The sequence below is a fragment of the Peteryoungia aggregata LMG 23059 genome (genome assembly GCF_030814435.1).
Classification (GTDB): domain Bacteria; phylum Pseudomonadota; class Alphaproteobacteria; order Rhizobiales; family Rhizobiaceae; genus Allorhizobium; species Allorhizobium aggregatum.
The window spans coordinates 99,555-124,932 of the sequence record NZ_JAUSUW010000001.1; the positions used below are offsets into that span (position 1 = coordinate 99,555).

A 25,378-nucleotide genomic window follows, 5' to 3' on the forward strand; every position below is an offset into this window, starting at 1 on the left:
ACTTGCCGTCCGCCGCGATCCAGAAACATCGGATCGCGGCGGACTGTTTTCGACGCTGCGGCGACGGCTAAGGAGAGTGAGTTGAAAAGCCCGCGCGGACCCCTTGCCCGCTTCCTGATACTCGGCCTGGCCTTGACGCTCGGCACGACCGCGTTCCTCACGTCATCGGCACAGGCACAGCAGCAGCCCGAACGACGCCGGACCCTGCTCGATCTGCTGTTCGGCGAACGCCAACCCGTTTATGTCCCCCCGCAGGACGCACAGCCGCCCCGCGACGGCAAGACCCGCAAGAAGAACAATCGCAGCGTCACCACGATCAAGACCCGCGCGCCCTCGCCGCGCGCCGCAGCGACGCCGCCCCCACCCCCAAAGCTCGACAATGCCAAGAAGGTTCTGGTCATCGGCGATTTCGTCGCCGGCGCCCTCGGCGACGGCCTGAAAACCGCCTTCGAGGATGCGCCGGGCGTACAGGTCGAGACCCGCGCCAACGGCTCCTCCGGCCTCGTGCGCGACGACTTTCATGACTGGCCAACACAATTGCCGACCCTCATCACCGAGGTGCAGCCGAGTGTCGTGGTGATCCAGATCGGTGCGAATGACCGGCAGCAACTTGTTACCGCTGGCGGTCGTTTCGACTTCCGCACGGATGAATGGTTCAGTGCTTATGGCGAACGCGTCTCCCGCCTCGCAACAGTCGCGACGGAAACCAGGGTGCCGGTGATCTGGGTCGGTCTCCCGGCCTTCAGACCGCAGAACATGACGGCCGATGCGCTGCGCCTGAACACCATCTACCGCTCCAGCATCGAGAAGGTGAGTGGCGAATTCGTCGACATCTGGGAAGGCTTCGTTGACCAGGACGGCCGCTTCATCGTCACCGGCTCCGACATCAACGGCCAGCCCGTGCGCCTGCGCGGCAATGACGGCATCAACTTCACCGGTCCCGGCAAGCGCAAGCTCGCCTTCTATGTCGAGAAATCCGTACGCCGCCATCTCGGCGACATGACGAGCCCCGATCTCGTGCGCCTCGACGCAAGTAACCTGCCGGAGCTGGTGAGCCTGCCGCCGTCGGAAAGCAAGGCAATCATCACCACGCCGCCGATCGACCTTTTCGATCCGGAACTCGACGGCGGGGACGAACTGCTGGGCGGCATCCTGCCGCCGTCCTCGACCTTCCCCACACCACGCGACCAGTTGGTGCAGAACGGTCGCCTGCCTGATCCGCCGGTCGGAAGAGTGGACTACGTCAAGCGCGCACCGCAGGCAGCCGCGCCCCCGGCATCCGCGATGCCCTGACCGTCAGACTTCTTGAGCCATACGAAAAGGGCCGCTCGAAAGCGGCCCCTCTATCGTTTAACGAGCCAGAGCTAGATCAGCGCGGCAGCACACTTTCGCCCATCAGCGCCTCGTCGATGGCGCGCGCCGCCTGGCGTCCCTCGCGGATCGCCCAGACAACCAGCGACTGGCCGCGACGAGCGTCGCCGGCAACCCAGACCTTATCAACCGACGAGCGGTAGTCCTTGTCATTGGCCACGACATTGGTCGAGCCGCGACGGTCGGTGTTGAGCTCGAGCTTGCCGTCGAGATCCTTCAGCACGCTGTCGGTGAACGGGCCGGAGAAGCCGATGGCGATGAAGGCGAGATCAGCCTTGATGATGAACTCGGTGCCCGGGATCGGCTTGCGGCGCTCGTCAACCTGGCAGCACTTCACGCCGGTCAGCACGCCGTCTTCGCCGACGAATTCGAGCGTTGCCACCTGGAATTCGCGGTTGGCGCCTTCGGCCTGACTGGACGAGGTGCGCATCTTGGTCGCCCAGAAGGGCCAGATCGCAAGCTTGTCTTCCGTCTGCGGCGGACGCGGGCGGATGTCGAGCTGGGTCACCTTGACAGCGCCCTGGCGGAAGGCGGTGCCGACGCAGTCAGACGCCGTGTCGCCACCACCGACGACGACAACATGCTTGCCACCGGCGAGGATCGGATCGGCCGGCCAGCCGACGCTGTCGATGTTTTCGCGACCGACGCGACGGTTCTGCTGCACGAGATAGGGCATGGCATCATGCACGCCATGGAATTCGACGCCGGGAATGCCGGCCTCGCGCGGCGTTTCAGAACCACCGCAATAGAGGACTGCGTCGTAGTCGGCGCGCAGCTTCTCGACGGTCACGTCAACACCGACGTTGACACCGCAATGGAAGGTGACATTTTCGCCCTGCATCTGCTCAACACGGCGATCGATGAAGTTCTTTTCCATCTTGAAGTCCGGAATGCCGTAGCGCAACAAGCCGCCGGGCTTCGACTCGCGCTCGTAGACATGCACTTCATGGCCGGCGCGGCCGAGCTGCTGAGCAGCGGCCAGACCCGACGGACCGGAGCCGATGACGGCGACGCGTCTGCCGGTATGGATCGTTGCCGGCTGCGGAACGATGAAGCCGAGTTCATAGGCCTTGTCGGCAATCGCCTGCTCGACGGTCTTGATCGCAACCGGCGTATCTTCGAGGTTCAGCGTGCAGGCTTCCTCGCAAGGTGCCGGGCAGACGCGACCGGTGAATTCCGGGAAGTTGTTGGTCGAGTGGAGGTTGCGGATCGCCTCCTCCCACTTGTTGTTATAGACGAGGTCATTCCAATCCGGGATCTGGTTATGCACCGGACAGCCGGTCGGACCGTGGCAATAGGGAATGCCGCAATCCATGCAGCGCGCCGCCTGCTTGGTGACCTCAGCATCCGACATGGGGATGGTGAATTCGCGGAAATGGCGGATGCGGTCGGAGGCCGGCTGATACTTCGCCACCTGCCGGTCGATTTCCATGAAACCTGTAACCTTGCCCATTTTCTTTCCCTCTAACTCACTTCTCTGTCGTAGATGCCCCTCATCCGCCTGCCGGCACCTTCTCCCCGCATGCGGGGAGAAGAGGCAGCCCGCGCCGCTGGCGGTCCCCCTCGCCCCGTTTACGGGGAGAGGGTCGCCGAGCGAAGCGGAGGCGGGGTGAGGGGCGGACCCTGGTTATTCCGCAGCCACGCCCATGCGCATGCGTTCCATTTCCTCAAGCGCACGGCGGTATTCCACCGGCATGACCTTGCGGAACTTCGGACGATACTCGGCCCAGCTGTCGAGGATCTGCTTGGCGCGGTTCGAGCCAGTGTAGTGCAGATGGTTCGAGATCAGCTGGTAAAGGCGCTCCTCGTCATGGCGGGTCATGTCGCCGGATACGTCGACCAGGCCCTTGTGCATGAGGTCGCCGCCGTGATGGTGCAGCTTCTCCAGCATGTCGTCCTCTTCCGGAACCGGCTCGAGTTCGACCATGGCCATGTTGCAGCGCTTGGCGAAATCACCGCTCTCGTCGAGCACGTAAGCCACACCGCCGGACATGCCGGCTGCGAAGTTGCGGCCGGTTTCGCCGAGCACGACGACGACGCCGCCCGTCATGTATTCGCAGCCATGGTCACCCACGCCCTCGACGACGGCAATCGCACCCGAGTTGCGCACGGCAAAACGCTCGCCAGCCACACCGCGGAAGTAGCACTCGCCGGAGATCGCGCCGTAAAGCACGGTGTTGCCGACGATGATCGAGTTTTCCGCAACGATGCGGGCATTTTCCGGCGGACGCACGATGATGCGGCCACCCGACAGGCCCTTGCCGACATAGTCATTGCCATCGCCCACGAGGTCGAAGGTGATGCCACGTGCCAGGAAGGCGCCGAAGGACTGCCCCGCCGTACCGTTCAGCGTGACATGGATGGTGTCATCCTTCAGGCCCTTGTGGCCGTAGCGCTTGGCAACTTCGCCCGACAGCATGGCGCCGGCCGAGCGGTCGACGTTCTTGATGTCGACGTCGAAGACGACAGGCTGCTTGGCTTCAAGCGACGGCATCGCCTTCTCGATCAGCTTGCGATCGAGAATGTCGATGATCGGGTGGTTTTGGCGCTCGGTCCAGTAGGTGGCGGACTTAGGCGCATCGACCTTGTGGAAGATCTTCGAGAAGTCGAGCCCCTTGGCCTTCCAGTGGGCGAGCATCTCGTCCTTCTCGAGAAGCTCGGAAGCGCCGATGATCTCGTCAAGCTTGGTCACACCAAGCGAAGCGAGGATTTCGCGCACTTCTTCGGCGACGAAGAAGAAGTAGTTGATGACATGCTCGGGCGTGCCCTTGAAGCGCTTGCGCAGCACCGGATCCTGGGTGGCGACGCCCACGGGACACGTGTTCAGATGGCACTTGCGCATCATGATGCAGCCGGCAGCAATCAGCGGCGCGGTGGCAAAGCCGAATTCGTCGGCACCCAGCAGCGCGCCGATGATGACGTCACGACCGGTCTTCAGGCCGCCGTCGACCTGCAGCGCGATGCGCGAACGCAGACCGTTCAGCACCAGCGTCTGCTGGGTCTCGGCAAGGCCGATTTCCCAGGGGGAACCGGCATGCTTCAGCGAGGTGAGCGGGGAAGCGCCCGTGCCGCCGTCAAAGCCGGCAACCGTGATATGATCCGCGCGCGCCTTGGCGACACCGGCGGCAACCGTGCCGACGCCAACTTCCGAGACGAGCTTGACCGAGATGTCGGCCACCGGATTGACGTTCTTCAGGTCGTAGATCAGCTGTGCCAGATCTTCGATCGAATAGATGTCGTGATGCGGCGGCGGCGAGATCAGGCCGACACCCGGGGTCGAGTGACGGGTCTTGGCAACCGTCGCATCGACCTTGTGGCCGGGCAGCTGACCGCCTTCGCCGGGCTTGGCACCCTGCGCGACCTTGATCTGCAGCATGTCGGCATTCACAAGGTATTCGGTCGTGACACCGAAGCGGCCAGAGGCAATCTGCTTGATCGCCGAACGCTCGGGGTTGGAGGACCCATCCGCCAGAGGCAGGTAACGATCGCTCTCTTCACCGCCTTCACCCGTGTTCGACTTGCCGCCGATCCGGTTCATGGCAATGGCAAGCGTCGTATGGGCCTCGCGGCTGATCGAGCCGAAGGACATGGCACCCGTCGAGAAACGCTTGACGATGTCGACTGCAGGCTCGACCTCGTCCACGGAGATTGGCTTGCGGCCAAGCGCTTCCGCCGATTTGATCTTGAACAGGCCGCGGATGGTGTTCATCCGCAGGTTGCTCTCGTTCACCATCTCGGCGAATTCGCGGTACCGCTCCTGGCTGTTGCCACGCACGGCATGCTGCAGCGAGGCGATGGAGTCAGGGCTCCAGGCGTGGTTTTCGCCACGCATGCGATAGGCATATTCGCCGCCGATATCGAGCGTGTTGGCAAGAACCGGATCCTTGCCGAAGGCCGAGGAGTGGCGGGCAACCGTTTCCTCGGCAAGCTCGGTCAGGCCGATGCCTTCGATGGTGGTGGCTGTGCCGAAGAAATACTTGTCGACCAGCTCGGACGAGAGGCCGATCGCGTCGAAGATCTGCGCGCCGCAATAGGACTGATAGGTCGAGATGCCCATCTTGGACATGACCTTGAGAATGCCCTTACCGACAGCCTTGATGTAGCGATAGACGACTTCGTCTTCCGACACCTCCTTCGGGAACTCGCCATGCTTGTGCATGTCGAGAAGCGTGTCGAAGGCGAGATAGGGGTTGATGGCCTCGGCGCCGAAGCCCGCGAGACAGCAGAAGTGATGCACTTCGCGCGGCTCGCCTGATTCTACGACCAGACCGACCGAGGTACGCAGACCCTTGCGGATCAGGTGGTGATGCACGGCAGCGGTCGCCAAGAGCGCCGGGATGGCGATGCGGTCAGGGCCGATCTGACGGTCGGAGAGCACGATGATGTTGTAGCCGCCGCGAACCGCCGCTTCCGCACGCTCGCAGAGGCGGTCGAGCATCTCAGGCATGCCTTCGGCACCACGCTCCACGTCATAGGTGAAGTCGAGCGTCTTGGTATCGAACCGGTCTTCCATGTGACCGATCGAGCGGATCTTTTCGAGATCGCCATTGGTCAGGATCGGCTGGCGCACTTCCATGCGCTTGGCATGCGCCATGCCCTCATGGTCGAGAATGTTCGGACGCGGCCCGATGAACGAGACGAGGCTCATCACGAGCTCTTCGCGGATCGGGTCGATCGGCGGGTTGGTGACCTGGGCGAAGTTCTGCTTGAAATAGGTGTAAAGCAGCTTCGACTTTTCCGACATCGCCGAGATCGGCGTGTCGGTGCCCATGGAGCCGATCGCTTCCTGACCCGTGGTCGCCATCGGTGACATCAGGATCTTGGTGTCTTCGGTGGTATAGCCGAAGGCCTGCTGGCGATCGAGGAGCGACACGTCGCGGCGCAGCGCGCGCGGCTCGACCGGCTTCAGGTCTTCGAGGATCAGCTGGGTGCGGTCGAGCCATTCGCGATACGGATGGCTGCCGGCAAGCTGCGACTTCACTTCCTGGTCGGAAATGATGCGGCCTTCCGCCATATCGATGAGCAGCATCTTGCCCGGCTGCAGGCGCCACTTCTTGACGATCCGCTCTTCCGGAACGGGCAACGTGCCGGCTTCGGATGCGAGAATGACGCGGTCGTCGTCGGTGACGAGATAACGGGCCGGACGCAGACCGTTGCGGTCGAGCGTCGCACCAATCTGCTTGCCATCGGTGAAGCAGACGGCAGCCGGACCATCCCACGGCTCCATCATCGCGGCATGATATTCGTAGAACGCCTTGCGCTCAGGCGACATCAGCTGGTTGCCCGACCATGCCTCGGGGATCAGCATCATCACGGCATGCGCCAGCGAATAGCCGCCGCGCTGCAGGAATTCGAGCGCGTTGTCGAAGCAGGCGGTATCGGACTGACCTTCATAGGAGATCGGCCAGAGCTTGGAGATGTCGTCGCCGAACAGCGGCGAGGACACCGACGCCTGACGCGCAGCCATCCAGTTGACGTTGCCGCGCAGCGTGTTGATTTCGCCGTTATGGGCGACCATGCGGTAGGGATGCGCCAGCTTCCACGACGGGAAGGTGTTGGTCGAGAAGCGCTGGTGAACGAGCGCGACAGCAGACTCGAAACGCGGATCGGCAAGGTCCTTGTAATAGGCACCGACCTGATAGGCGAGGAACATGCCCTTGTAGACGATCGTCGAGGACGACAGCGACACGGGATAGAAGCCGGTTTCCTGGCCGCCATACTGGTCATAGATCCGGTTGGAGATCACCTTGCGCAGCAGGAACAGGCGACGCTCGAACTGGTCCTGGGTCGCAGCATCGCGGCCGGCACCGATGAAGACCTGGATCTGGCGCGGCTCGGTTGCGGCAATCTCCGGAGCCTTGGACAGCGAGGAATTGTCGACCGGCACGTCACGATAGCCGATCAGATGCTGACCTTCGGACTGACAGACTTCGGCGATGACCTGCTTGAAATGGGCGATCTGCTCCTCGTCCTGCGGGAAGAAGAAGTGACCGACGGCATATTCACCGGCCTTCGGCAGGGTAATCCCCTGGGCCGCCATTTCCTCGCGGAAGAAGCGGTCGGGGATCTGCACGAGAATGCCCGCACCGTCGCCCATCAGCGGGTCGGCGCCGACGGCGCCACGATGGGTCAGGTTTTCCAGGATGAACAGACCATCCTTGACGATCTGGTGCGACTTGACACCCTTCATATGGGCAATGAAGCCGACGCCGCAAGCATCGTGCTCATTGCGCGGATCGTAGAGACCCTGTTTCGGAGGCAGACCGGTGCGCGCGATCGCCGTCTCGGCGACTGCTTCCGCACTGGCGGACCGCATGATCTCTTCGGATGACGGAACCTTCGTCATGACCTTTACCTCCATTGAAGCCGGACTGGCCGGGCTGATTGGACACGCTTCGGGCGCCGACAGGCGCCAGCGGCCGCCACACCATCCTGCACGGATCGCTTGACCACCGCATGACGCCCGAAAACCTGCCGCCTTCGAAACCTGAATTAGGTCAACTAATCTGACCTAATTTCTGTTGTCCATATGACAGAAAGTGAACACGCATGCAAGCGTTGCACCAGAAAATTAACGGATCAAAGGACGCGAAATTACGGCGATCTCTGCATCGGCGAAATTTTATTACGCAGCCTTGTTTCTTTCTTTCCGCTTCTTGCGGACTTGCCGTCTTGCGGCCTCGCGGGGACCGGTCCGGATTGATAGCGAGGCGGAAAGGGCTAAAGTCCTCGCACTCACCTTCGCCTCAGGAATGATGCCATGCACTTCGCTTCCGACAACTGGTCCGGCGCCCATCCCAGGATCGCCGAAAACCTCACCCACCACGCCTCCGGTTTCGCTCCCGCCTATGGCACGAGCGACCTGGACAAGGCGGTCGAAGACCGGTTCAGCGCCATTTTCGAGCGTGAGGTCGCAGTCTTCTTCGTTGCCACCGGCACGGCCGCCAATTCACTGGCTCTGGCGAGCGTGGCCAAGGCAGGTGGCGTGAGTTTCTGTCACGCCGATGCCCACGTCAACGCGGATGAAGGCGGCGCGCCGGAATTCCTGACCGGCGCGACAAGGCTCTTTGGCGTCGAGGGAGATGAGGGCAGAATCAACCCCAAGGCTTTGGAAGCCGCCATCTCCCGCTTCGAACCCGCCTCGCCCCATCATGGCCGCGCCATGGCCGTGACGGTCACCCAGGCGACCGAAGTCGGCACCGTCTATTCGCTGGAGGAACTCGACGCGATCGCTACCGTCGCCAAGGCCCGCAACCTGCCCCTCCATATGGATGGTGCGCGCTTCGCCAACGCCCTTGTCGCCCTCGACGTCTCGCCTGCCGAAATGACCTGGAAACGCGGGATCGACATGCTGTCCTTCGGCGGCACCAAGAACGGGTGCTGGTGCGCCGAGGCGATCGTCTTCTTCGATCCGGACATGGCAGCCGACATGCCCTTTATCCGCAAGCGCTCGGCCCAGCTCTTCTCGAAGAGCCGCTTCATCTCCGCCCAGCTCGAAGCCTATCTCGACGGCGATCTCTGGCTCGATCTCGCACGCCATTCGAATGCCATGGCCGATCGCCTGCGGGCCGGCCTGTCGCAAAAGAGCACCACTCGCCTCGCCTGGGAAACGACAGCCAATGAAGTCTTCGCCGTCATCGAGACGTCGTCTGCCGATCGTGCCAGAGAAAAGGGGGCACGATTCCACCCCTGGCAGCCGCCACAGGGATGGCTCCCCTTGCCGGAGCAAAATCAAACCCTAATTCGATTGGTGACCAGCTTCGCGACGACCGAAGAAGAGGTCGATCAATTCATAGAAGTCGTTTGACGAAGGCGTTTCTTACAGTCGAAACGCGCACGTTTTCTACAAAAAACCTTGATTTTTCAAAGCTGCAAATCCTCGACATGATGTGTTTGCCAGCCCCGCCGAGGGCTGGAACAACAACACGCTTCACGATCCGAGGAGAAGCTTCATGATCAAGACCACCATCAACACCGCCGCCCTCGCCGCCGCTGTCACCATGGCGATCGGCAGCGCCGCCCTCCTGTCGGGTCCGGCTGTGGCCCAGGAAAAGGAAAAGTGCTTCGGCGTTTCCATGGCTGGCAAGAACGATTGCGCCGCCGGCCCCGGCACCACCTGCGCCGGCACCTCCAAGGTCGATTTCCAGGGCAATGCCTGGACCTATGTCGCCAAGGGCTCCTGCACCACCATGGCACTTCCGGATGGCCGCATGGGCTCGCTTGAAGCCCTCGACCGCGACCTCCCCAAGGCCTGAACCGATACGGCATCTGCGGCACGTCCGCAGATGCCGTCCCGCTTTTCTTTCCGAGATGAATGCTTGAGGAGCCGGCCGTGTCTGTCCATCCCGCTGTAGAGATCACTCGTTGCGACAGAAGCCGTCCGGGCACTGCCGCCCGCCTCCCCCGCCGTGCAGGCGCCGGCTTCAAGCCTCAGCATGCCGACGCAATCCTTGAAGACGACTTCCGCATCGGCTTTCTCGAAGTCCATGCCGAGAACTACATGGGCGCCGGCGGTCATCCGCACCGCATACTGACGCGCATGCGCGAGGATTTCCCGCTTTCGATCCACGGCGTCGGCCTGTCCATCGGCAGCCCGACCGGCCTCGACCCCGAGCATCTCGCCCGCCTGAAGACCGTCGTCGACCGCTATCAGCCGGAACAGGTTTCCGAACATCTGGCATGGTCGACCCATGACAGCCATTTTCTGAACGACCTGCTACCGGTCCCCTATGACCGGGCAACACTCGACAGGGTCTGCGACCACATCGACGAGGTCCAGGAGGCGCTTGGCCGCCGGATGCTCTTGGAAAACCCCTCGACCTATCTCGGCTTCGAAGCCTCGACCATGTCAGAGACGGATTTCATCCGGGCGATCGCCCGTCGCACCGGCTGCGGCCTGCTGCTCGACATCAACAATGTCCATGTGTCAGCCACCAATCACGGCTATGGCGCCCGCGACTATCTCGCCGATTTCCCTCTCCTTTGCGTCGAGGAAATCCATCTGGCTGGCCACGCCGAAGATATGGATGATGCCGGACTGCCGCTGCTCATCGACAGCCATGATCGCCCGGTCGACGATCTCGTCTGGGATCTCTACGACCATGTCATCGCCAAGCTCGGACCGCTGCCAACCCTCGTCGAATGGGACAACGAGGTGCCGGACTGGCCGGTACTGAAGCGCGAGGCGCAGCGCGCCGATGCTGTTCTCGACCGTCACGCCATTGTCGAGCTGGGACGTCGCCATGCGTCCTGACCCTGTCCAGAGCGGTGCCTTTGCCAAGGCGCTCTTCACACCAGAGCTCCCGGCACCCAACGGGTTGGCGGGACGGGATCAAGTGCGACCGGAGCGGCGTTTCGCCGTCTACCGCAACAACGTCACGGTGTCGCTGATCGATGCCATGGCCTCGATCTTCCCGACCGTGCAGAACCTTGTCGGCGAAGACTTCTTCCGGGCGATGGCGCGGCTTTATGTGACCGCCCATCCGCCAACCTCGCCTCTGCTCTTCACCTATGGCGAGACCTTTCCGGCTTTCCTGGAAAGCTTCCCACCCGCGGCGGACCTTCCATTCCTCGCTGACGTGGCGCGCGTCGAGCGCCTCTGGCTCGACGCCTATCACGCAGCAGATGCCGCACCGCTCGACCCGGCCGCCCTTGCACAGGTCCCGGCGGAAGAGCTGGCCGGCATCCGTTTTCGCCCGCATCCCGCCACGCGCCTTGCGCGCTTGAGGTACGCAGGCGGCACCATTACCCGCCGCGACCGGGCCGGCACCTCGCTTGAAGGCGTGGACCCCACGGCGCCGGAAGCGGTGCTTATCACCCGACCGGACTGCGACGTGGCGGTCGAACTGCTGCCGTCAGGCGGCGCGACCTTCTTCGAGGCGCTCATCGCCGGGCAAACGCTAGGCGAAGCCTTTGCCGCCGCCGCAGGCGATGAGGAGACTGATATCGCCGGATTGCTTGGCCTCGCTCTATCCAGCGGCGCCTTCAGCGCAATCGACATCCATCACGAAAGCCCGATCCTATGACCTCTGCTGTCTCGCTCATCGAACTCTATCGCCGGGCCGTCCGCGGGCTGGAAACCGCGCTCGATCGCTGGTTCCTCGGGCTCCTCGCGCGCATCGTCTTCCTCGCCGTGCTCGTGCCGTATTACCTCAACTCCGCACTCACCAAGTTCGAAGGGCCCTTCTCGATCGCGGACGGCGCCTACTACCAGATCGCACTGCCAGCCGTGGATGCGGCAGGCGGTGATGTGTCCGCCGTCTCTTTCTTCCCCTGGGGCCTGATGGTGTTTCTCGGATCCTACGGCGAGGTCATCCTGCCGCTTCTCGTGGTCGCTGGGCTCTTCACCCGCTTCGCCGCCCTTGGCATGATCGGCTTCATCATCGTCCAGACGCTGACTGACATCCTCGTGCACAACGTTGACGCCACCACGATCGGCGCGCTCTTCGATCGCTTCCCCGATAGCGTGATCCTCGACCAGCGCCTGCTCTGGATCTTCCCGCTCGTCTATCTCGTGGTGAAGGGGGCTGGCCTCTTCTCGCTCGACAAGCTGCTCTGCACCGTGTGGACGCGCCGTATGAGCGCCCAAGCAAAAGGCGGCCGGCTTGCGCCGACCGCCTGACTGGGAGCTTGTTACAGCAACAGTGATCAGTTCACATGCGCCTCGATGGCCTTCGGGGCTGTGCCGACAGGTTCTGCGGCAATCGAGATCCGGCGGGGCTTCATGGCTTCGGGAATGTTGCGCAAAAGGTCGATGTGCAGAAGGCCGTTCTTCAGCGAAGCGGCGGTGACTTCCACATGGTCGGCAAGCTGGAAGCGGCGCTCGAAGGCGCGCTTGGCAATCCCGCGATAGAGGAATTCGCTCTGCTCGGCCTTTTCGTCTTCGGCCTTCTCACCCTTGACGGTCAGCACATGCGCATGCGCCTCGATCGAAAGTTCGCTTTCGTCGAAGCCGGCAACGGCCATGGTGATCCGGTAGAGATTCTCACCGGTGCGCTCGATATTGTAGGGCGGATAGCTCTGGGCCTGTTCCGGCTGACCAAGGCTGTCCAGCATGGTGAACAGGCGATCGAAACCGACGGTGGAACGATAGAGAGGGGAAAAATCGACGTGACGCATGATGTCCTCCTTGAAGCGACGTTGGCGTTTTGCATGTCGCGCGCATCCCGCTTGGGGCGATGCTGGCGGCGGTTCGCGGACCCGTTTGGCGTCCGCAATCCCGATGTGGGAAATGCCCAATGCGAATTCAAGATCGTCCGTTTCCCTGCCCGACTGCCGCGATGAATAGTCCGTGAACATCAGGTTCAAGCCGCATTCAAGCGGTCTGTTCTAGTGTCTCTCCATCGGTTGTCTCGACCGACCGGGCCGGAGATATCGTCCCTTCCACTTCGGCCGGGCTTCGCCGGAACCGCGTCCCTCCGTATGCGGTTCCGGCTTTTTTCTTTGACTTCTGCGGGGGCCGCATCCTATCCCGGAGTAACCCGAGGCGCTCTCAACCGACAGGCAGTTGCAGGCATGGATGCCATTCTTCACGCCACCCCCGGCAATCCCATCCCAGGGAACCCGCTTGCCGGCTTCTTCCAAGGCCACAAGGGTGTGCGGCTGCGCTACGCGGTCTTCCGTTCCAGCGCCCCGAAAGTGTTGGGCACCATCGTTCTTGTCCACGGTCGCAACGAAACCATCGAAAAATATTTCGAAACGATCCGCGATCTGACCGAACGCGGCTTCTGGGTCGCGACTTATGATTTTCGCGGCCAGGGCGGCTCCGAGCGTCTGTTGAAGGATACCCGGAAGGGCCATGTCGCCCGTTTCGACCACTATATCCGCGATCTCGAGATCTTCCTTGAGGAGATCGTCCTGCCGGATACACGCCTGCCCTTTTTCCTGGTCGCCCATTCGACCGGCGGCCTGATTGCGCTCAAGGCAGCGCCACGTTTGGCAAATCGGATCGAACGCATGGTGCTGTCGGCCCCCTTTGTCGGGCTGGCCGGCCAGAAGACATCACCGGAGAACATCCGGCGGCTGGCAACCCTGGCAAGCCTCACGGGCTTTGGCAGCATGACCCTGAACAAAGATGAGCCGCTCAAGCCCTTCGAAGGCAATCCGCTAACTTCGGATGCGCTGCGCTTTGCCCGCAATCAGAGGATCCTCGCCGACCATCCGGAATTGGCCCTTGGCCCGCCCACGGCGCGCTGGCTCTATGAAAGCCAGAAAGCGATCGATCACATCCGGCGCCCCGGCCATCTCGCCTCGATCACCGTGCCGACCGTGATCATCGCCCCCGGCAATGATCCGATCGTGCCCTTCCACTATCAGGAATCGCTGGCGCAGTACTTCCGCGCCGGCCAGCTCGTGCCCGTGCCCGGCGCCCGCCACGAGATCTTCCAGGAGCAGGATCGCTATCGCAAACAGGCCATGGCCGCGCTCTTTGCCTTCATGCCCGGCGGCGAGCCCGAGGAGGCCGATCCCGTCAGCGAACTGACCGACACGACGCTCGAAGCCTGAGCGAGAGCCTCAGCGCCGCTTCAGCATCTCCATGGCCTCGGCATGCACGGCCCTGGAGCCCGCGGCAATGATCGAGCCGCCCGCCTCGGGACGTCCGCCGTCCCAGGTGGTGATCACACCGCCGGCCTGCTCGATGATCGGGATCAGCGCGCCCACATCATAGGGCTTCAACACCGTCTCGATCACGAGGTCGACATGGCCTGCAGCCAGCAGGCAATAGGCGTAGCAGTCGACGCCGTAGCGGAACAACTTCACCTTGTCCTGCACGGCCTGGAAGCGTTCGACTTCCCAGTCCTTGAAGAGATGCGGAGAGGTGGTGAAGAGGATCGCGTTTTCGAGGTTGCCGCAATCGCGCACCTCATTTTGCCGCTCGCCATCCGGGCCAAAATACCAGGAGCGCTCGCCATCGGCATAATAGCGCTCACCGGTGAAAGGCTGCTCCATCAGGCCCATGACCGACTTGCCATGCTCCTGGAAGCCGATCAGCGTGCCCCAGACGGGCACGCCGGAGATGAAGGCGCGCGTCCCGTCGATCGGGTCGATGACCCAGAGCTGGTCGCTATCCATGCGGATATTCTCGTGCTCCTCGCCAAGAATGCCATGGGTCGGAAACTCTGCCTCGATCAGCTGACGGATGGCGATCTCGGCAGCCTGGTCGCCCTCGGTAACCGGATCGAACCCGGCCTTCTCCTTGTTGACGACAGAAAGTCCGGAGCGAAAGCGCGGAAGGGTCTCGGCCTTGGCGGCATCGGCAAGGCGGAAGAAGAAATCACGGTCTGGGCGCATGGAAGGATCCGTCGTCTGGAGGGAGCGTCCGTCTTAATGCCAGTCGCAACGAAAGAAAACCTCCGGCCGGACTGACCGACGCCAGAACCACTGCACAGCCGGCAAACCGGTCAAAACTGCGCATTTTTTGGCCTTGCTCAAAAATGCACCAAAAATAAACTTGACAATGGTGCAGCGCAACATCTAACGTGTCACTTACAGTCTTCTGACTGTAAATACCCTCCTTGGGTGTTTCCTCCCTAGACTTAGCCGCGCCATGGGCGCGGTTTTTTTTGCCCGACGCATCACGGCAGGCACGGGAAACACTGGGATTGAGAAGGTTATTCTGCCGCGAGCGCCCGATCGCCGGCATAGTCGGCGACGAATTCGGCCATCTGCTCCATGAAGACGGCAAGCGACCCGGCGAGAACATCGAAGTCCGGACGCTTTTCCAGCGTCACCTCATCGATATAGATGGACCGGTTGACCTCGATCTGCAGCGCGTGAAGCCCACGGGCCGGCCGGCCGTAATGCTCGGTGATGAAGCCTCCGGCATAGGGCTTGTTGCGCACCGCCGTGTAGCCGAGATCCTCGAGAAACTGCAGGGCAGCCTGGCTGAGTTCGCCCGAGGCACTGGTGCCATAGCGGTCACCGACGATGAAATCAGGCTTCAACCCGCTGCCCGCAACCCGGATATTGCCGGGCATAGAATGGCAGTCAATCAAGACGCCGAAGCCGAACATCGCATGCGTCCGCGCAATCAGCTTCCTCAGGCAGGCGTGATACGGCTTGTAGCAGTTCTCGATCCGCTCCATGGCAACCGAGAGCGGCATGCGTCGTTCGTAGATCTCCATGTTTTCCGCAACGATGCGCGGAATGGTGCCAAGCCCGCCGACCACGCGCGCCGAATTGCTGTTGGCAAAGGGCGGCAACGGATCACAGAACATCCGCGGATCAAGCTCGTAGGGCTCCCTGTTGACGTCGACATAGGCACGCGGGAAATGCGCGACGAGCAGAGGCGCGCCGAAACCGGGTGCCGCAGCGAACAGTTCGTCGACGTAATGGTCCTCCGACCGGCGAATCGAGACATCATCGAGTCGCGACTCATCCAGGAAGGTCGACGGGTAGCGGCGACCGCTATGCGGGGAATTATAGACGAAGGGAATGGTCTGGATCACGGGCTCTCGAACCTCGAACAGCTCGAATTCGTTGGTCATCCGCTTCCCAGGGCCTCTTCTTTACCAAGTCACAAACTTGTTGCGTATGTCATGTTGCCAGTTGGCCACCGGGAAGTCCATACTGCCGGAAATGGCGGAGCAGGCTCACTTTTTCGTTGTTCACCGGTTCTTTACTGAGCCGACCCTAAAGTGAGCGACTGCGAGCTTCCCAATGCAATCGAGTACAGCGGTCCCTAAATGACTCAGAAAATCCTTCTCGCCGAAGACGACAACGACATGCGCCGGTTCCTGGTCAAGGCGCTGGAAAAGGCGGGGTATAAAGTTTCCTCCTTCGACAACGGCGCCAGCGCCTATGACCGCCTGCGGGAAGAACCCTTCTCCCTTCTGTTGACCGACATCGTGATGCCGGAAATGGACGGCATCGAGCTGGCGCGTCGCGCCACCGAGCTCGATCCGGACCTCAAGGTCATGTTCATCACCGGCTTTGCAGCCGTTGCCCTCAACGCCGATTCGAAGGCGCCGAAGGATGCAAAGGTCTTGTCCAAGCCTTTCCACCTCCGCGATCTCGTTGACGAAGTGAACAAACTCCTTGCTGCGTAAGGCCTGCCGAAGGGGTTGAAAAAATCTCTTCACAAAACTGCAAAATGCCTATTGACGGGCGAACAGGTTTTGTGGTCTTAAGCCGCTCATCGGATGGGCGTGTAGCTCAGCGGGAGAGCACTACGTTGACATCGTAGGGGTCACAGGTTCAATCCCTGTCACGCCCACCATTCGAATTCTTTCAAGGGCTTGCCGGAAACGGCGAGCCCTCTTTGATTTAAGGCGGGGCGACAGCGTTTACGCGCGAATCACCGCAACTCAACCCTTCACCACCGAAACATCTTCCCCCGCATAAACCACCACATAGCCGCCCTCAGGCCTCAGCATCCGCGCCCGCGCCTCAAGCCAGCCCAGATAAGGCGCCTCCCGCCAGATTGCAGCCGCCTCCGGCTCCACCAGCACGGTCAATTGCGGTCCCTGGCCATACATCATCATCCGGCTCAGCCTAGGCTCCCATTCGTCCCCGAGCGTCGGATCCGTGCGCCAGAGACAGAAGAAGTCGCGACAGGTCGCCGGCCTGACATCATAGGCGTCGCAGCCGCCGCCGGGCACACAGTGGCGGCAGGGCTCGTTCGCCGGTTTGTCGAATTCCGCGATATCGGGAAGGATGCAGCAGAGTGAACAGCTGCCGCATACGCGGCCCGGCACCAGCGCCGGGCCCTGGCCTTCCCTCGATAGAGCCATGTCAGGCTGCCGGGCCAATGGTGACGGAGATCGGCGACAGCCCCTCCACCGCGCCTTCAAGCCGATCGCCCGGCTGCAGCGCGCCGACGCCCGCCGGCGTGCCGGTGAAGATAAGGTCGCCCGGCGTCAGGTGATAGTAGCGCGACAGATGACTGATGATCTCCGGCACCGACCAGATCATGTCGGAGAGATGCCCCTGCTGACGCAGCCCGTCATTGACCATCAGGGAAATCCGCTGCGCTTGCGGCGCAAAGCCTGCAGCCGGGGTGATCGCGCCGATGACAGCCGAGTCCTCGAAAGCCTTGGCGATATCCCAGGGCCGCTGCTTTTCCTTCATGACATTCTGCAGGTCGCGCCGGGTCATGTCGAGACCAACGGCGTAACCGAACACAGCCTTCATGGCGTCCTCGGAGGAAACCCGGAAGGCCGGCGCGCCGATCGCGATCACCAGCTCGATCTCGTGATGATAGTCCTCCGTGCCCGGCGGATAGGCGATTGCGCCCCCCTCGATGACAAGACCGGTCGGCGGCTTGGTGAAGTAGAAGGGTGCGACGCGGTCGACCGTATTGCCGAGCTCTGCGGCATGCGCGGCGTAGTTCCGGCCGACACAGAAGATACGGTGGATCGGAAAGCCCTGTTGCCGGCCGAGGATCGGAACCAGCGGGGCGGTCGGGACGGAAAACAGCGGGCGGATCTCGGACAAGGATATTCTCTCTGGCTGGATGTTATGCCGCGACCTCAGATCACGGCGCCACCGCCAGCATAACGATCCATCCGCAGCAATGCATCCGCCATGATCATGACGCCGCATTGCCGGTCGGGCTTGGAACATCAGCCCAAAGATGTAACAAAACCGCCGCAACTGCGTTCAACTGCGTATGCGGCCCAGTCGTCGCTCCGACTGAGGCCAGGACGTCCCCCCGGCAAGGCATCGAAAGGCAAGGACATATGAGCATCAAGATCGTGCCGGTCATCATGGCCGGCGGCAAGGGAACCCGGCTCTGGCCCCTGTCGCGCGCCGCAGCCGCGAAGCAGTTCATCCGTTTCCTCGGCGACGAAACCTTGTTGCAGAAGACGTTGGCCCGGGTTTCGGACCAGAAGATCTACGACGCCCCGATCGTGATCACCAACGAGGACTTCCGCTTTCTTGTGGCCGAACAGGCTCGCGAACTCGGCATGAAACTCGACGCCATCGTGCTTGAGCCGGAGGCCCGCAACACCGCCGCCGCAGTCGCCGCCGCCGCCGTCATCGTCAGCCAGCGCCATGGCCGCGACGCCATCATCCAGGTTCTCCCCTCCGACCACGAGATCACCGTGGACGAGACCTATCGCACCTGTGTCGAAAAGGCGGCTCAGGCTGCGCGCGCCGGCAAGATCGTCACCTTCGGCATCACCCCCACGGAGCCCGCCACCGGCTACGGCTATATCGAGATCGGCGAGGATCTCGGAGGTGGCGTGCACAAGGTCTCGCGCTTCGTCGAAAAGCCCAAGGCCGAATTTGCCGAACAGATGCTGGCAAGCGGTAACTATGCCTGGAATTCCGGCATGTTCGTCTTCTCCGCCGGGCAGATGATCTCGGAACTCGAGGCCCTGGCGCCTGAAGTGCTCGCGGCCGTCGAAAAGTCGGTCGAAAACGCCAAGGGCGACCTCGACTTCACCCGTCTCGACGCCGCAAATTTCGCCGCAAGCCCGAGCATCTCGATCGACTACGCCGTCATGGAAAAGACACCGAACGCCGCCGTCGTTCCATCCCCGATCACCTGGTCCGACCTCGGCAGCTGGGATGCCATCTGGAAGCTCGCCGAAGGCGATGAGCATGGCAATGTGATCAATGGCAATGCCACCGTCTCTGACACCACCAATTCGCTGATCATGTCGCGCAACGCTCATCTGGCCGTCCAGGGCATGGAGGGCGTTGCCGTCATAGCCTCGGAAGACGCCGTCTATGTCGGTCGCCTCGACCGCAGTCAGGACGTCGGCAATCTGGTGAAGATGCTCGCCGCCAACAAGGAAACGGCGCATCTCACCGAAAACCATCCGACGGCGCTACGCCCCTGGGGTGGTTATACCTCGATCCTCAATGGCGACCGCTTCCAGGTGAAGCGCCTCTTCGTGCATCCGGACAAGAAGCTCTCGCTGCAGAAGCATCACCACCGTGCCGAACACTGGGTCTGCGTGCGCGGCACGGCGGAAGTGACGATCGACGACAAGGTGACGGTGCTACACGAGAACCAGTCGATCTACATCCCGCAAGGCTCCGTCCATCGTCTCGCCAATCCCGGCAAGATCCGCCTCGAGGTGATCGAGGTCCAGACCGGCTCCTATCTCGGCGAAGACGACATCATCCGCCTGGTCGACGAATTCGGCCGCAGCTGACACAGCATCATCCACTGCACAAGCGCGGCCCGGCGGCTTCCACCGTCCGGGCCGCTTGCTTTATGGCGCTGCATTGCACAAGATCGAAGCAAGCCGGAAAAAGCGGCAGGGCGAACAGCGAAGCGGTAAAGAATGGCGATCAAGGCAAGCATCTATCATCTCACCCACTACAAGTATGATAACCCGGTCCAGCTTGGACCGCAGATCATCCGGCTGAAGCCTGCCGCCCATTCCCGCACCAAGGTTCTCTCCCATTCGCTGAAGGTCACGCCCGAAAATCACTTCGTCAATCTGCAGCAGGACCCCTACGGCAACTACCTCGCCCGCTTCGTCTTCCCGGACCCGGTGACGGAATTCAAGATCGAGGTCGACCTCGTCGCCGACATGACGGTCTACAATCCCTTCGACTTCTTCACCGAGGAAGTCGCGGTCAAATGGCCCTTCGACTATCCGGAAGATCTGCGCGACGACCTCAAGATCTACATGACGCCGGAACCCTCATCCCCGGCGCTCGATGCATTCATGGCGACCGTCGACACGACACCGGGCCAGGGCACCATCGACATGGTGGTGGGCCTGAACGCTCGCCTACAGCACGACGTGGGCTACGTGATCCGCATGGAGCCGGGCGTCCAGACGCCAGAGGAGACACTCACCTCCGCGCGGGGCTCTTGCCGCGATTCGAGCTGGCTGCTCGTCCAGATCCTGCGCCGCCTCGGTTTTGCTGCCCGTTTCGTCTCCGGTTATCTCATCCAGCTCGCACCGGACCTGAAGGCGCTTGATGGACCCTCCGGCACCGAGGTCGATTTCACCGACCTGCACGCCTGGACGGAGGTTTACATTCCCGGCGCCGGCTGGATCGGCCTTGATCCGACCTCGGGCCTCTTGACCGGCGAGAGCCACATACCGCTCGCCGCCACCCCGCACTACAAGAACGCCGCTCCCATCTCCGGCGGCTATGTCGGCCAGGCCAATACCGAATTCGCCTTCGACATGCAGGTGAAGCGCGTCGCCGAGCACCCGCGCATCACCAAGCCTTTCTCGGACGACAGCTGGGATGCCCTGAACGCCCTCGGACAAATGGTCGATGCCGAGCTGAAAGCCCATGACGTGCGGCTCACCATGGGCGGCGAGCCGACCTTCGTGTCGATCGACGACTTCCAGTCCGCCGAATGGAACACCGATGCCGTCGGCCCGACCAAGCGCGATCTCGCCGACAAACTCATCCGGCGCCTGCGCGAGCGCTTCGCCCCCGGCGGTTTCCTGCATTACGGCCAGGGCAAGTGGTATCCGGGCGAAAGCCTGCCGCGCTGGACCTTCTCGCTCTACTGGCGGAAAGACGGCAAGCCGATCTGGCATGATCCGGCGCTGATCGCCGCCGAACACAAGGATACCGGCGTCACCCACCAACAGGCGGAAGCGCTGATGGCGGGCATTGCGGCCGAGCTCGAGATCGAGCCCGACATGATCATCCCGGCCTTCGAGGATCCGGCCGAGTGGATCATCAAGGAAGGCAGCCTGCCTGAGAACGTCGACCCCTCGAATTCCAAGCTCGAAGGCCCGGAAGAGCGGGCCCGCATCGCCAAGGTCTTCGAACGTGGCCTGACGACCCCGACCGGCTACATCCTGCCGGTTCAGGCCTGGAACGCCAGGGCCGGCGGTCGCCGCTGGGTCAGCGAAAAATGGCGCACCCGGCGTGGCAAGATCTTCCTCATCCCCGGCGACAGCCCGATCGGCTTTCGCATGCCGCTCGGCACCCTGCCTTACGTGCCGCCGTCGCAATATCCCTACATCCACACCACCGATCCCTCGATCCCGCGCGCACCCCTGCCGGATTTTGGCCCGCAGGTCCGTGAGGGCCGCGCCATGCCCGAGGCCTCCCGCAAGAGCGGTGAAGCCCATCAGGATCGCAACGAGCAGAACATCACGGGCTCTGCCGGCGACATCAGGGGCGCCGTGCGCACGGCGATGAGCGTCGAACCGCGCGACGGCCGCCTCTGCGTGTTCATGCCACCGGTCGAAGCCGTCGAGGACTATCTCGAACTGGTGGCTGCCGCAGAGACCGCCGCCCGTGGCCTTGGCCTGCCGGTCCATATCGAAGGTTATGCACCGCCGCAGGACGAGCGCATCAATGTTATTCGCGTAGCCCCGGATCCGGGCGTCATCGAGGTCAACATCCACCCGGCCTCCAGCTGGGATGACTGCGTCGCGACGACAAACGCCATCTACGAGGAAGCGCGCCAGACCCGCCTTGGCGCCGACAAGTTCATGATCGACGGCCGCCACACCGGCACCGGCGGTGGCAATCACGTCGTGGTCGGCGGCGCCAATCCCGCCGACAGCCCCTTCCTGCGCCGTCCGGACCTGTTGAAGAGCCTCGTTCTGCACTGGCAGCGCCACCCGGCGCTCTCCTACCTGTTCTCCGGCATGTTCATCGGCCCGACCAGCCAGGCGCCGCGTTTCGACGAAGCCCGCCACGACAGCCTCTACGAGCTGGAAATCGCCATGGCCCAGGTGCCGATGCCGGCCAGTGGTGCGGCGCCCCCCCTGCCCTGGCTGGTCGACCGCCTATTCCGCAATCTCCTGATCGACGTCACCGGCAACACTCACCGCTCGGAAATCTGCATCGACAAGCTGTTTTCGCCGGATGGTCCAACGGGTCGCCTCGGCCTTGTCGAGTTCCGTGGTTTCGAAATGCCACCGAACGCGCGCATGTCGCTGGCCCAGCAATTGCTGGTCCGTGCGCTGATTGCCCGCTTCTGGAAGAACCCGATCGGCGGCCGCTTCGTCCGCTGGGGCACGAGCCTGCACGACCGTTTCATGCTGCCGCATTACCTCTGGCTGGACTTCCTCGAAGTGCTGGCGGATCTCCGCGAAAACGGCTTCGACTTCAAGCCGGAATGGTTCGCCGCCCAGCTCGAATTCCGCTTCCCCTTCGTCGGCGAAGTCACCTACGAAGGATCGAAGCTGGAACTGCGCCAGGCGCTCGAACCCTGGCATGTCATGGGTGAGGAAGGTGCGATTGGCGGTACCGTCCGCTACGTCGATTCCTCCGTCGAACGCCTGCAGGTCCAGCTGGAGACAGCCAATCCTGAACGTTTCGTCGTGGCCTGCAACGGACGTCAGGTGCCGCTGCGTAAGTCAGGCGTCAATGGTGTCGCTGTGGGTGGCGTGCGCTACAAGGCATGGCAGCCGGCATCCGGCCTGCATCCGGTCCTGCCCGTCAACACACCGCTAACATTCGACATCTATGATACATGGTCCGGGCGCTCGATAGGTGGCTGTGTTTATCACGTCGCCCATCCCGGTGGCCGGACATATGACACTTTCCCTGTGAATGGGAACGAAGCGGAAGCCCGTCGGCTTGCACGTTTCGAGCCTTGGGGCCATACAGCCGGCTCCTATCCCCTATGGCCCGAAACCGTGTCGCCGGAATTCCCGCACACTTTGGACCTGAGACGACCGCAAGGTATCTGATCTGATGGCACAAAAGACGGCAGCGGAGCTATCCCCGCCAGATGCGCCGAAAAGCAAGGCCCGCACGGCCGGCTATCGTGCGCTGGCGGGCGCCGCCGACGAGATGATCGACAACAAGGGCAATGTCCGCCCCGTCTGGCAGGCCCTCGTCTCCGCCATCGACACGATGCCGGAGCAGGATCTGCACGAGCGCTTCGCCCGGGCCGATCGCTATCTGCGTGACGCCGGGGTCTTCTACCGCGCCTATGGCAGCGGCGGATCGAGCGAACGGGCCTGGCCCTTCTCGCATATCCCGGTGATGATCTCTGATGCGGAATGGCAGGTCCTGGCAGAAGGCCTCGTGCAGCGTGCAAACCTTCTGGAAGCGGTCGTTGCCGATATCTATTCCGAAAATCGACTGGTGCAGGAAGGCTTCCTGCCGCCGCAGCTGATCGCCTCCAATCCGGAATTTCTGCGACCGCTGGTCGGCATCAAGCCCGCCGGTGGCCATTACCTGCATTTCTGTTCCTTCGAAATCGGGCGCGGCCCCGATGGCAACTGGTGGGTGCTGGCCGACCGGACTCAGGCGCCCTCGGGTGCAGGCTTTGCGCTCGAAAACCGGGTCGCAACCGCCCGCGCCTTCTCCGACGTCTATGCCGAGACCCATGTCCACAGGCTTGCCTCCTTCTTCGGCGCCTTCCGCAAGGCATTGCAGGCCCGCACCCGCAACAGCGACGAGCGGATCGCCGTCCTCTCGCCGGGTCCAGCCAACGAGACCTATTTCGAGCATGCCTATATCGCCCGCTATCTCGGCATCATGCTGCTCGAGGGCGAGGATCTGACCGTCGTCAACGGTAAGGTCATGGTGCGCACCGTCGCCGGCCTGAAGCCCGTCAGCGTACTCTGGCGCCGTCTGGATGCCGCCTTTGCCGATCCACTGGAACTCGACCAGAACTCCTATATCGGTACGCCGGGAATGGTTCAGGCCCTGCGCAACGGCGCCGTCACCTTCGTCAATGCGCTCGGCTCCGGCATTCTGGAGACACGCGCCCTGCTTGCCTTCATGCCCACACTCTCGCGGCACCTGCTCGGCGAAGAGCTGAAGCTCCCTTCCATCGCCACTTGGTGGTGCGGCCAGAAGGCCGAGCGCGAGCACGTGGCGAACCATCTCGACCGCATGGTGATCGGCTCGGCCTTCTCCCGCCTTCCCTTTTTCGACGACGGCGGACGTTCCGTGATGGGATCCCGATACAAGGACCCGCAGGGCCGAACCACCGCCGAGTGGCTGGAGGCAGAAGCCGGGAACCTGGTCGGCCAGGAGGTCGTCACGCTCTCGACGACACCGGCCATCGTCGATGGCAAGCTGACGCCGCGCCCGATGTCGCTACGCGTCTTTGCGGCCCGCACGCAAAACGGCTGGCAGATCATGCCGGGTGGCTTTGCCCGGATCGGCAGCGGCTCGGATGTCTCGGCGATCGCCATGCAATCCGGCGGAAGTGCCGCCGATGTCTGGATCGTTTCCGACAAGCCGGTCGACCGCACCTCGCTGCTACCCGCCGAGGAAACCTTCACCCGCAACATGCCCGGCAGCCTGCCGAGCCGGGCTGCCGACAACCTCTTCTGGCTGGGTCGTTACATCGAGCGGGCCGAAGGCGTGCTTCGCATTCTGCGCGCCTGGCATGCCCGTTATGCCGAAAGCGCCAATCCGGATCAGCCGCTGCTCGCCTTTGTCAGCGAATACCTCTCCGACATTGACGTCGATACGAAATCGGGTGTTCCGGAAAGCCTGCTGCGCAACATCGACAGCGCCGTCTACTCCGCAAGCAACATTCGCGACCGCTTCTCGCCCGATGGCTGGCTGGCGCTGAACGACCTGTCAAAGACCGCCAAGCGTTTCCACGAACGGGTGAAGCCGGGTGACGACGCGGCCCATGCCATGACCATCCTCCTGCGCAAACTCGCAGGCTTCGCCGGTCTCGTGCATGAAAACATGTACCGCTTCACCGGTTGGCGATTTTTGACAATCGGTCGCCTCCTCGAACGTGGCCTGCACATGACCCGCCTGCTCGGCCACATGACAGGGCCTGATGCACCCGACGGCGCGCTCGATATGCTTCTGGAGATTGGCGACAACGTCATGACCCACCGCAGGCGCTACAACGTCTCGACGGCGCGGCTTACGGTCACCGACCTGCTCGCGCTCGATCCGCTCAATCCACGCTCTATCCTCTTCCAGCTGAACGAGATCCGCATCGAGGTGGAGCAATTGCCGAACGCCATGCTCAACGGCCAGATGTCGAGCCTCTTCCGCGAGGCCATGCGCCTGCATTCGGGACTTGCGGTAATGACGCCGGAAGCCATGTCAGCCGAGGTCTACACCAATCTCGAGCGGGAACTGGAGAAGCTCTCCGATATCCTCGCCCAAACCTATCTGAGCTGACGTG

General features: G+C 62.6%; 18 protein-coding genes and 1 tRNA gene. 12 read left to right on the top strand and 7 right to left on the bottom strand.

All coding sequences use genetic code 11. The annotated features are described in order from the left end of the window. Positions 1-81 precede the first annotated feature (81 nt). Complete coding sequence (locus J2045_RS00510) at positions 82-1,293, top strand: SGNH/GDSL hydrolase family protein (protein WP_307367904.1); 1,212 nt, start codon at positions 82-84, stop codon at positions 1,291-1,293. 76 nt (positions 1,294-1,369) lie between these two features. On the opposite strand, the gene J2045_RS00515 is transcribed toward J2045_RS00510, so the two are convergent. Then, on the bottom strand, positions 1,370-2,824 hold the full coding sequence (locus J2045_RS00515; protein ID WP_307367907.1) for a glutamate synthase subunit beta: 1,455 nt from the start codon (positions 2,822-2,824) through the stop codon (positions 1,370-1,372). A 174-nt stretch (positions 2,825-2,998) separates the two neighbouring features. Next, positions 2,999-7,717, bottom strand: coding sequence for a glutamate synthase large subunit (gene gltB, locus J2045_RS00520; protein WP_370872946.1), 4,719 nt, complete (start codon positions 7,715-7,717; stop codon positions 2,999-3,001). A gap of 414 nt (positions 7,718-8,131) precedes the next feature. Here gltB and J2045_RS00525 point away from each other — a divergent pair, with 414 nt between their 5' ends. The 5 genes from J2045_RS00525 (at position 8,132) to J2045_RS00545 (ending at position 11,992) form a co-directional block, all read left to right on the top strand. Next, positions 8,132-9,178 carry a threonine aldolase family protein gene (locus tag J2045_RS00525; RefSeq protein WP_307367910.1) on the top strand — a complete coding sequence of 349 codons (1,047 nt, stop codon included), beginning with the start codon at positions 8,132-8,134 and terminating at the stop codon, positions 9,176-9,178. 145 nt (positions 9,179-9,323) lie between these two features. Beyond that, positions 9,324-9,626: a BufA1 family periplasmic bufferin-type metallophore gene (locus tag J2045_RS00530; protein ID WP_307367915.1), complete on the top strand. Its 303-nt coding sequence runs from the start codon at positions 9,324-9,326 to the stop codon at positions 9,624-9,626. 101 nt (positions 9,627-9,727) lie between these two features. Further along, complete coding sequence (gene bufB / locus J2045_RS00535) at positions 9,728-10,624, top strand: MNIO family bufferin maturase (RefSeq protein WP_307369212.1); 897 nt, start codon at positions 9,728-9,730, stop codon at positions 10,622-10,624. Then, entirely contained in the window at positions 10,614-11,396 is a 783-nt protein-coding gene (locus J2045_RS00540; protein ID WP_307367917.1) for an HvfC/BufC N-terminal domain-containing protein, read from the top strand. The genes bufB and J2045_RS00540 overlap by 11 nt, the downstream gene beginning before the upstream one ends. Next, positions 11,393-11,992 carry a DoxX family protein gene (locus J2045_RS00545; RefSeq protein ID WP_307367920.1) on the top strand — a complete coding sequence of 200 codons (600 nt, stop codon included), beginning with the start codon at positions 11,393-11,395 and terminating at the stop codon, positions 11,990-11,992. The genes J2045_RS00540 and J2045_RS00545 overlap by 4 nt, the downstream gene beginning before the upstream one ends. A gap of 26 nt (positions 11,993-12,018) precedes the next feature. On the opposite strand, the gene J2045_RS00550 is transcribed toward J2045_RS00545, so the two are convergent. Then, positions 12,019-12,489: an Hsp20 family protein gene (locus J2045_RS00550; RefSeq protein ID WP_307367922.1), complete on the bottom strand. Its 471-nt coding sequence runs from the start codon at positions 12,487-12,489 to the stop codon at positions 12,019-12,021. Between the two features lie 396 nt (positions 12,490-12,885). Between J2045_RS00550 and J2045_RS00555 the strand changes: the two genes are divergently transcribed. Continuing rightward, the gene (locus J2045_RS00555; protein WP_307367925.1) at positions 12,886-13,875 is read left to right on the top strand and encodes an alpha/beta fold hydrolase; all 990 of its coding nucleotides are present in this window, start codon (positions 12,886-12,888) and stop codon (positions 13,873-13,875) included. 9 nt (positions 13,876-13,884) lie between these two features. On the opposite strand, the gene hisN is transcribed toward J2045_RS00555, so the two are convergent. Then, complete coding sequence (gene hisN / locus J2045_RS00560; protein WP_307367928.1) at positions 13,885-14,661, bottom strand: histidinol-phosphatase; 777 nt, start codon at positions 14,659-14,661, stop codon at positions 13,885-13,887. Between the two features lie 320 nt (positions 14,662-14,981). Next, complete coding sequence (locus J2045_RS00565; protein ID WP_307367930.1) at positions 14,982-15,857, bottom strand: N-formylglutamate amidohydrolase; 876 nt, start codon at positions 15,855-15,857, stop codon at positions 14,982-14,984. A 198-nt stretch (positions 15,858-16,055) separates the two neighbouring features. On the opposite strand from J2045_RS00565, the gene cpdR1 reads away from it, so the two are divergent. Together cpdR1 and J2045_RS00575 are read left to right on the top strand one after the other, a co-directional pair. Further along, entirely contained in the window at positions 16,056-16,418 is a 363-nt protein-coding gene (cpdR1, locus tag J2045_RS00570) for a response regulator CpdR1 (protein ID WP_006726917.1), read from the top strand. Positions 16,419-16,513: 95 nt separating this feature from the next. Then, positions 16,514-16,588: transfer RNA gene (locus tag J2045_RS00575), tRNA-Val, on the top strand. A gap of 88 nt (positions 16,589-16,676) precedes the next feature. On the opposite strand, the gene J2045_RS00580 is transcribed toward J2045_RS00575, so the two are convergent. Beyond that, on the bottom strand, positions 16,677-17,102 hold the full coding sequence (locus J2045_RS00580; RefSeq protein ID WP_307367951.1) for a hypothetical protein: 426 nt from the start codon (positions 17,100-17,102) through the stop codon (positions 16,677-16,679). 1 nt (position 17,103) lies between these two features. Then, positions 17,104-17,796 (bottom strand): fumarylacetoacetate hydrolase family protein, encoded by a 693-nt coding sequence (locus J2045_RS00585; RefSeq protein WP_370872964.1) that lies wholly within the window; start codon positions 17,794-17,796, stop codon positions 17,104-17,106. A gap of 254 nt (positions 17,797-18,050) precedes the next feature. Here J2045_RS00585 and J2045_RS00590 point away from each other — a divergent pair, with 254 nt between their 5' ends. The 3 genes from J2045_RS00590 to J2045_RS00600 all read left to right on the top strand — a co-directional run bounded on the left by J2045_RS00590 (position 18,051) and on the right by J2045_RS00600 (position 25,374). Next, positions 18,051-19,478 (top strand): mannose-1-phosphate guanylyltransferase/mannose-6-phosphate isomerase, encoded by a 1,428-nt coding sequence (locus tag J2045_RS00590; protein WP_307367956.1) that lies wholly within the window; start codon positions 18,051-18,053, stop codon positions 19,476-19,478. Positions 19,479-19,610: 132 nt separating this feature from the next. Continuing rightward, complete coding sequence (locus J2045_RS00595) at positions 19,611-22,955, top strand: transglutaminase family protein (protein WP_307367958.1); 3,345 nt, start codon at positions 19,611-19,613, stop codon at positions 22,953-22,955. Between the two features lie 4 nt (positions 22,956-22,959). Then, positions 22,960-25,374 carry a circularly permuted type 2 ATP-grasp protein gene (locus tag J2045_RS00600; protein ID WP_307367961.1) on the top strand — a complete coding sequence of 805 codons (2,415 nt, stop codon included), beginning with the start codon at positions 22,960-22,962 and terminating at the stop codon, positions 25,372-25,374. Positions 25,375-25,378: the final 4 nt, after the last annotated feature.

Bases quoted from the DNA above. Each gene is read 5' to 3' on its own strand.
- J2045_RS00515 (WP_307367907.1), bottom strand. From the start codon at position 2,824: ATGGGCAAGGTTACAGGTTTCATGGAAATCGACCGGCAGGTGGCGAAG.
- gltB (WP_370872946.1), bottom strand. From the start codon at position 7,717: ATGACGAAGGTTCCGTCATCCGAAGAGATCATGCGGTCCGCCAGTGCG.
- J2045_RS00525 (WP_307367910.1), top strand. From the start codon at position 8,132: ATGCACTTCGCTTCCGACAACTGGTCCGGCGCCCATCCCAGGATCGCC.
- J2045_RS00530 (WP_307367915.1), top strand. From the start codon at position 9,324: ATGATCAAGACCACCATCAACACCGCCGCCCTCGCCGCCGCTGTCACC.
- J2045_RS00540 (WP_307367917.1), top strand. From the start codon at position 10,614: ATGCGTCCTGACCCTGTCCAGAGCGGTGCCTTTGCCAAGGCGCTCTTC.
- J2045_RS00545 (WP_307367920.1), top strand. From the start codon at position 11,393: ATGACCTCTGCTGTCTCGCTCATCGAACTCTATCGCCGGGCCGTCCGC.
- J2045_RS00550 (WP_307367922.1), bottom strand. From the start codon at position 12,489: ATGCGTCACGTCGATTTTTCCCCTCTCTATCGTTCCACCGTCGGTTTC.
- J2045_RS00555 (WP_307367925.1), top strand. From the start codon at position 12,886: ATGGATGCCATTCTTCACGCCACCCCCGGCAATCCCATCCCAGGGAAC.
- hisN (WP_307367928.1), bottom strand. From the start codon at position 14,661: ATGCGCCCAGACCGTGATTTCTTCTTCCGCCTTGCCGATGCCGCCAAG.
- J2045_RS00565 (WP_307367930.1), bottom strand. From the start codon at position 15,857: ATGACCAACGAATTCGAGCTGTTCGAGGTTCGAGAGCCCGTGATCCAG.
- cpdR1 (WP_006726917.1), top strand. From the start codon at position 16,056: ATGACTCAGAAAATCCTTCTCGCCGAAGACGACAACGACATGCGCCGG.
- J2045_RS00580 (WP_307367951.1), bottom strand. From the start codon at position 17,102: ATGGCTCTATCGAGGGAAGGCCAGGGCCCGGCGCTGGTGCCGGGCCGC.
- J2045_RS00590 (WP_307367956.1), top strand. From the start codon at position 18,051: ATGAGCATCAAGATCGTGCCGGTCATCATGGCCGGCGGCAAGGGAACC.
- J2045_RS00595 (WP_307367958.1), top strand. From the start codon at position 19,611: ATGGCGATCAAGGCAAGCATCTATCATCTCACCCACTACAAGTATGAT.
- J2045_RS00600 (WP_307367961.1), top strand. From the start codon at position 22,960: ATGGCACAAAAGACGGCAGCGGAGCTATCCCCGCCAGATGCGCCGAAA.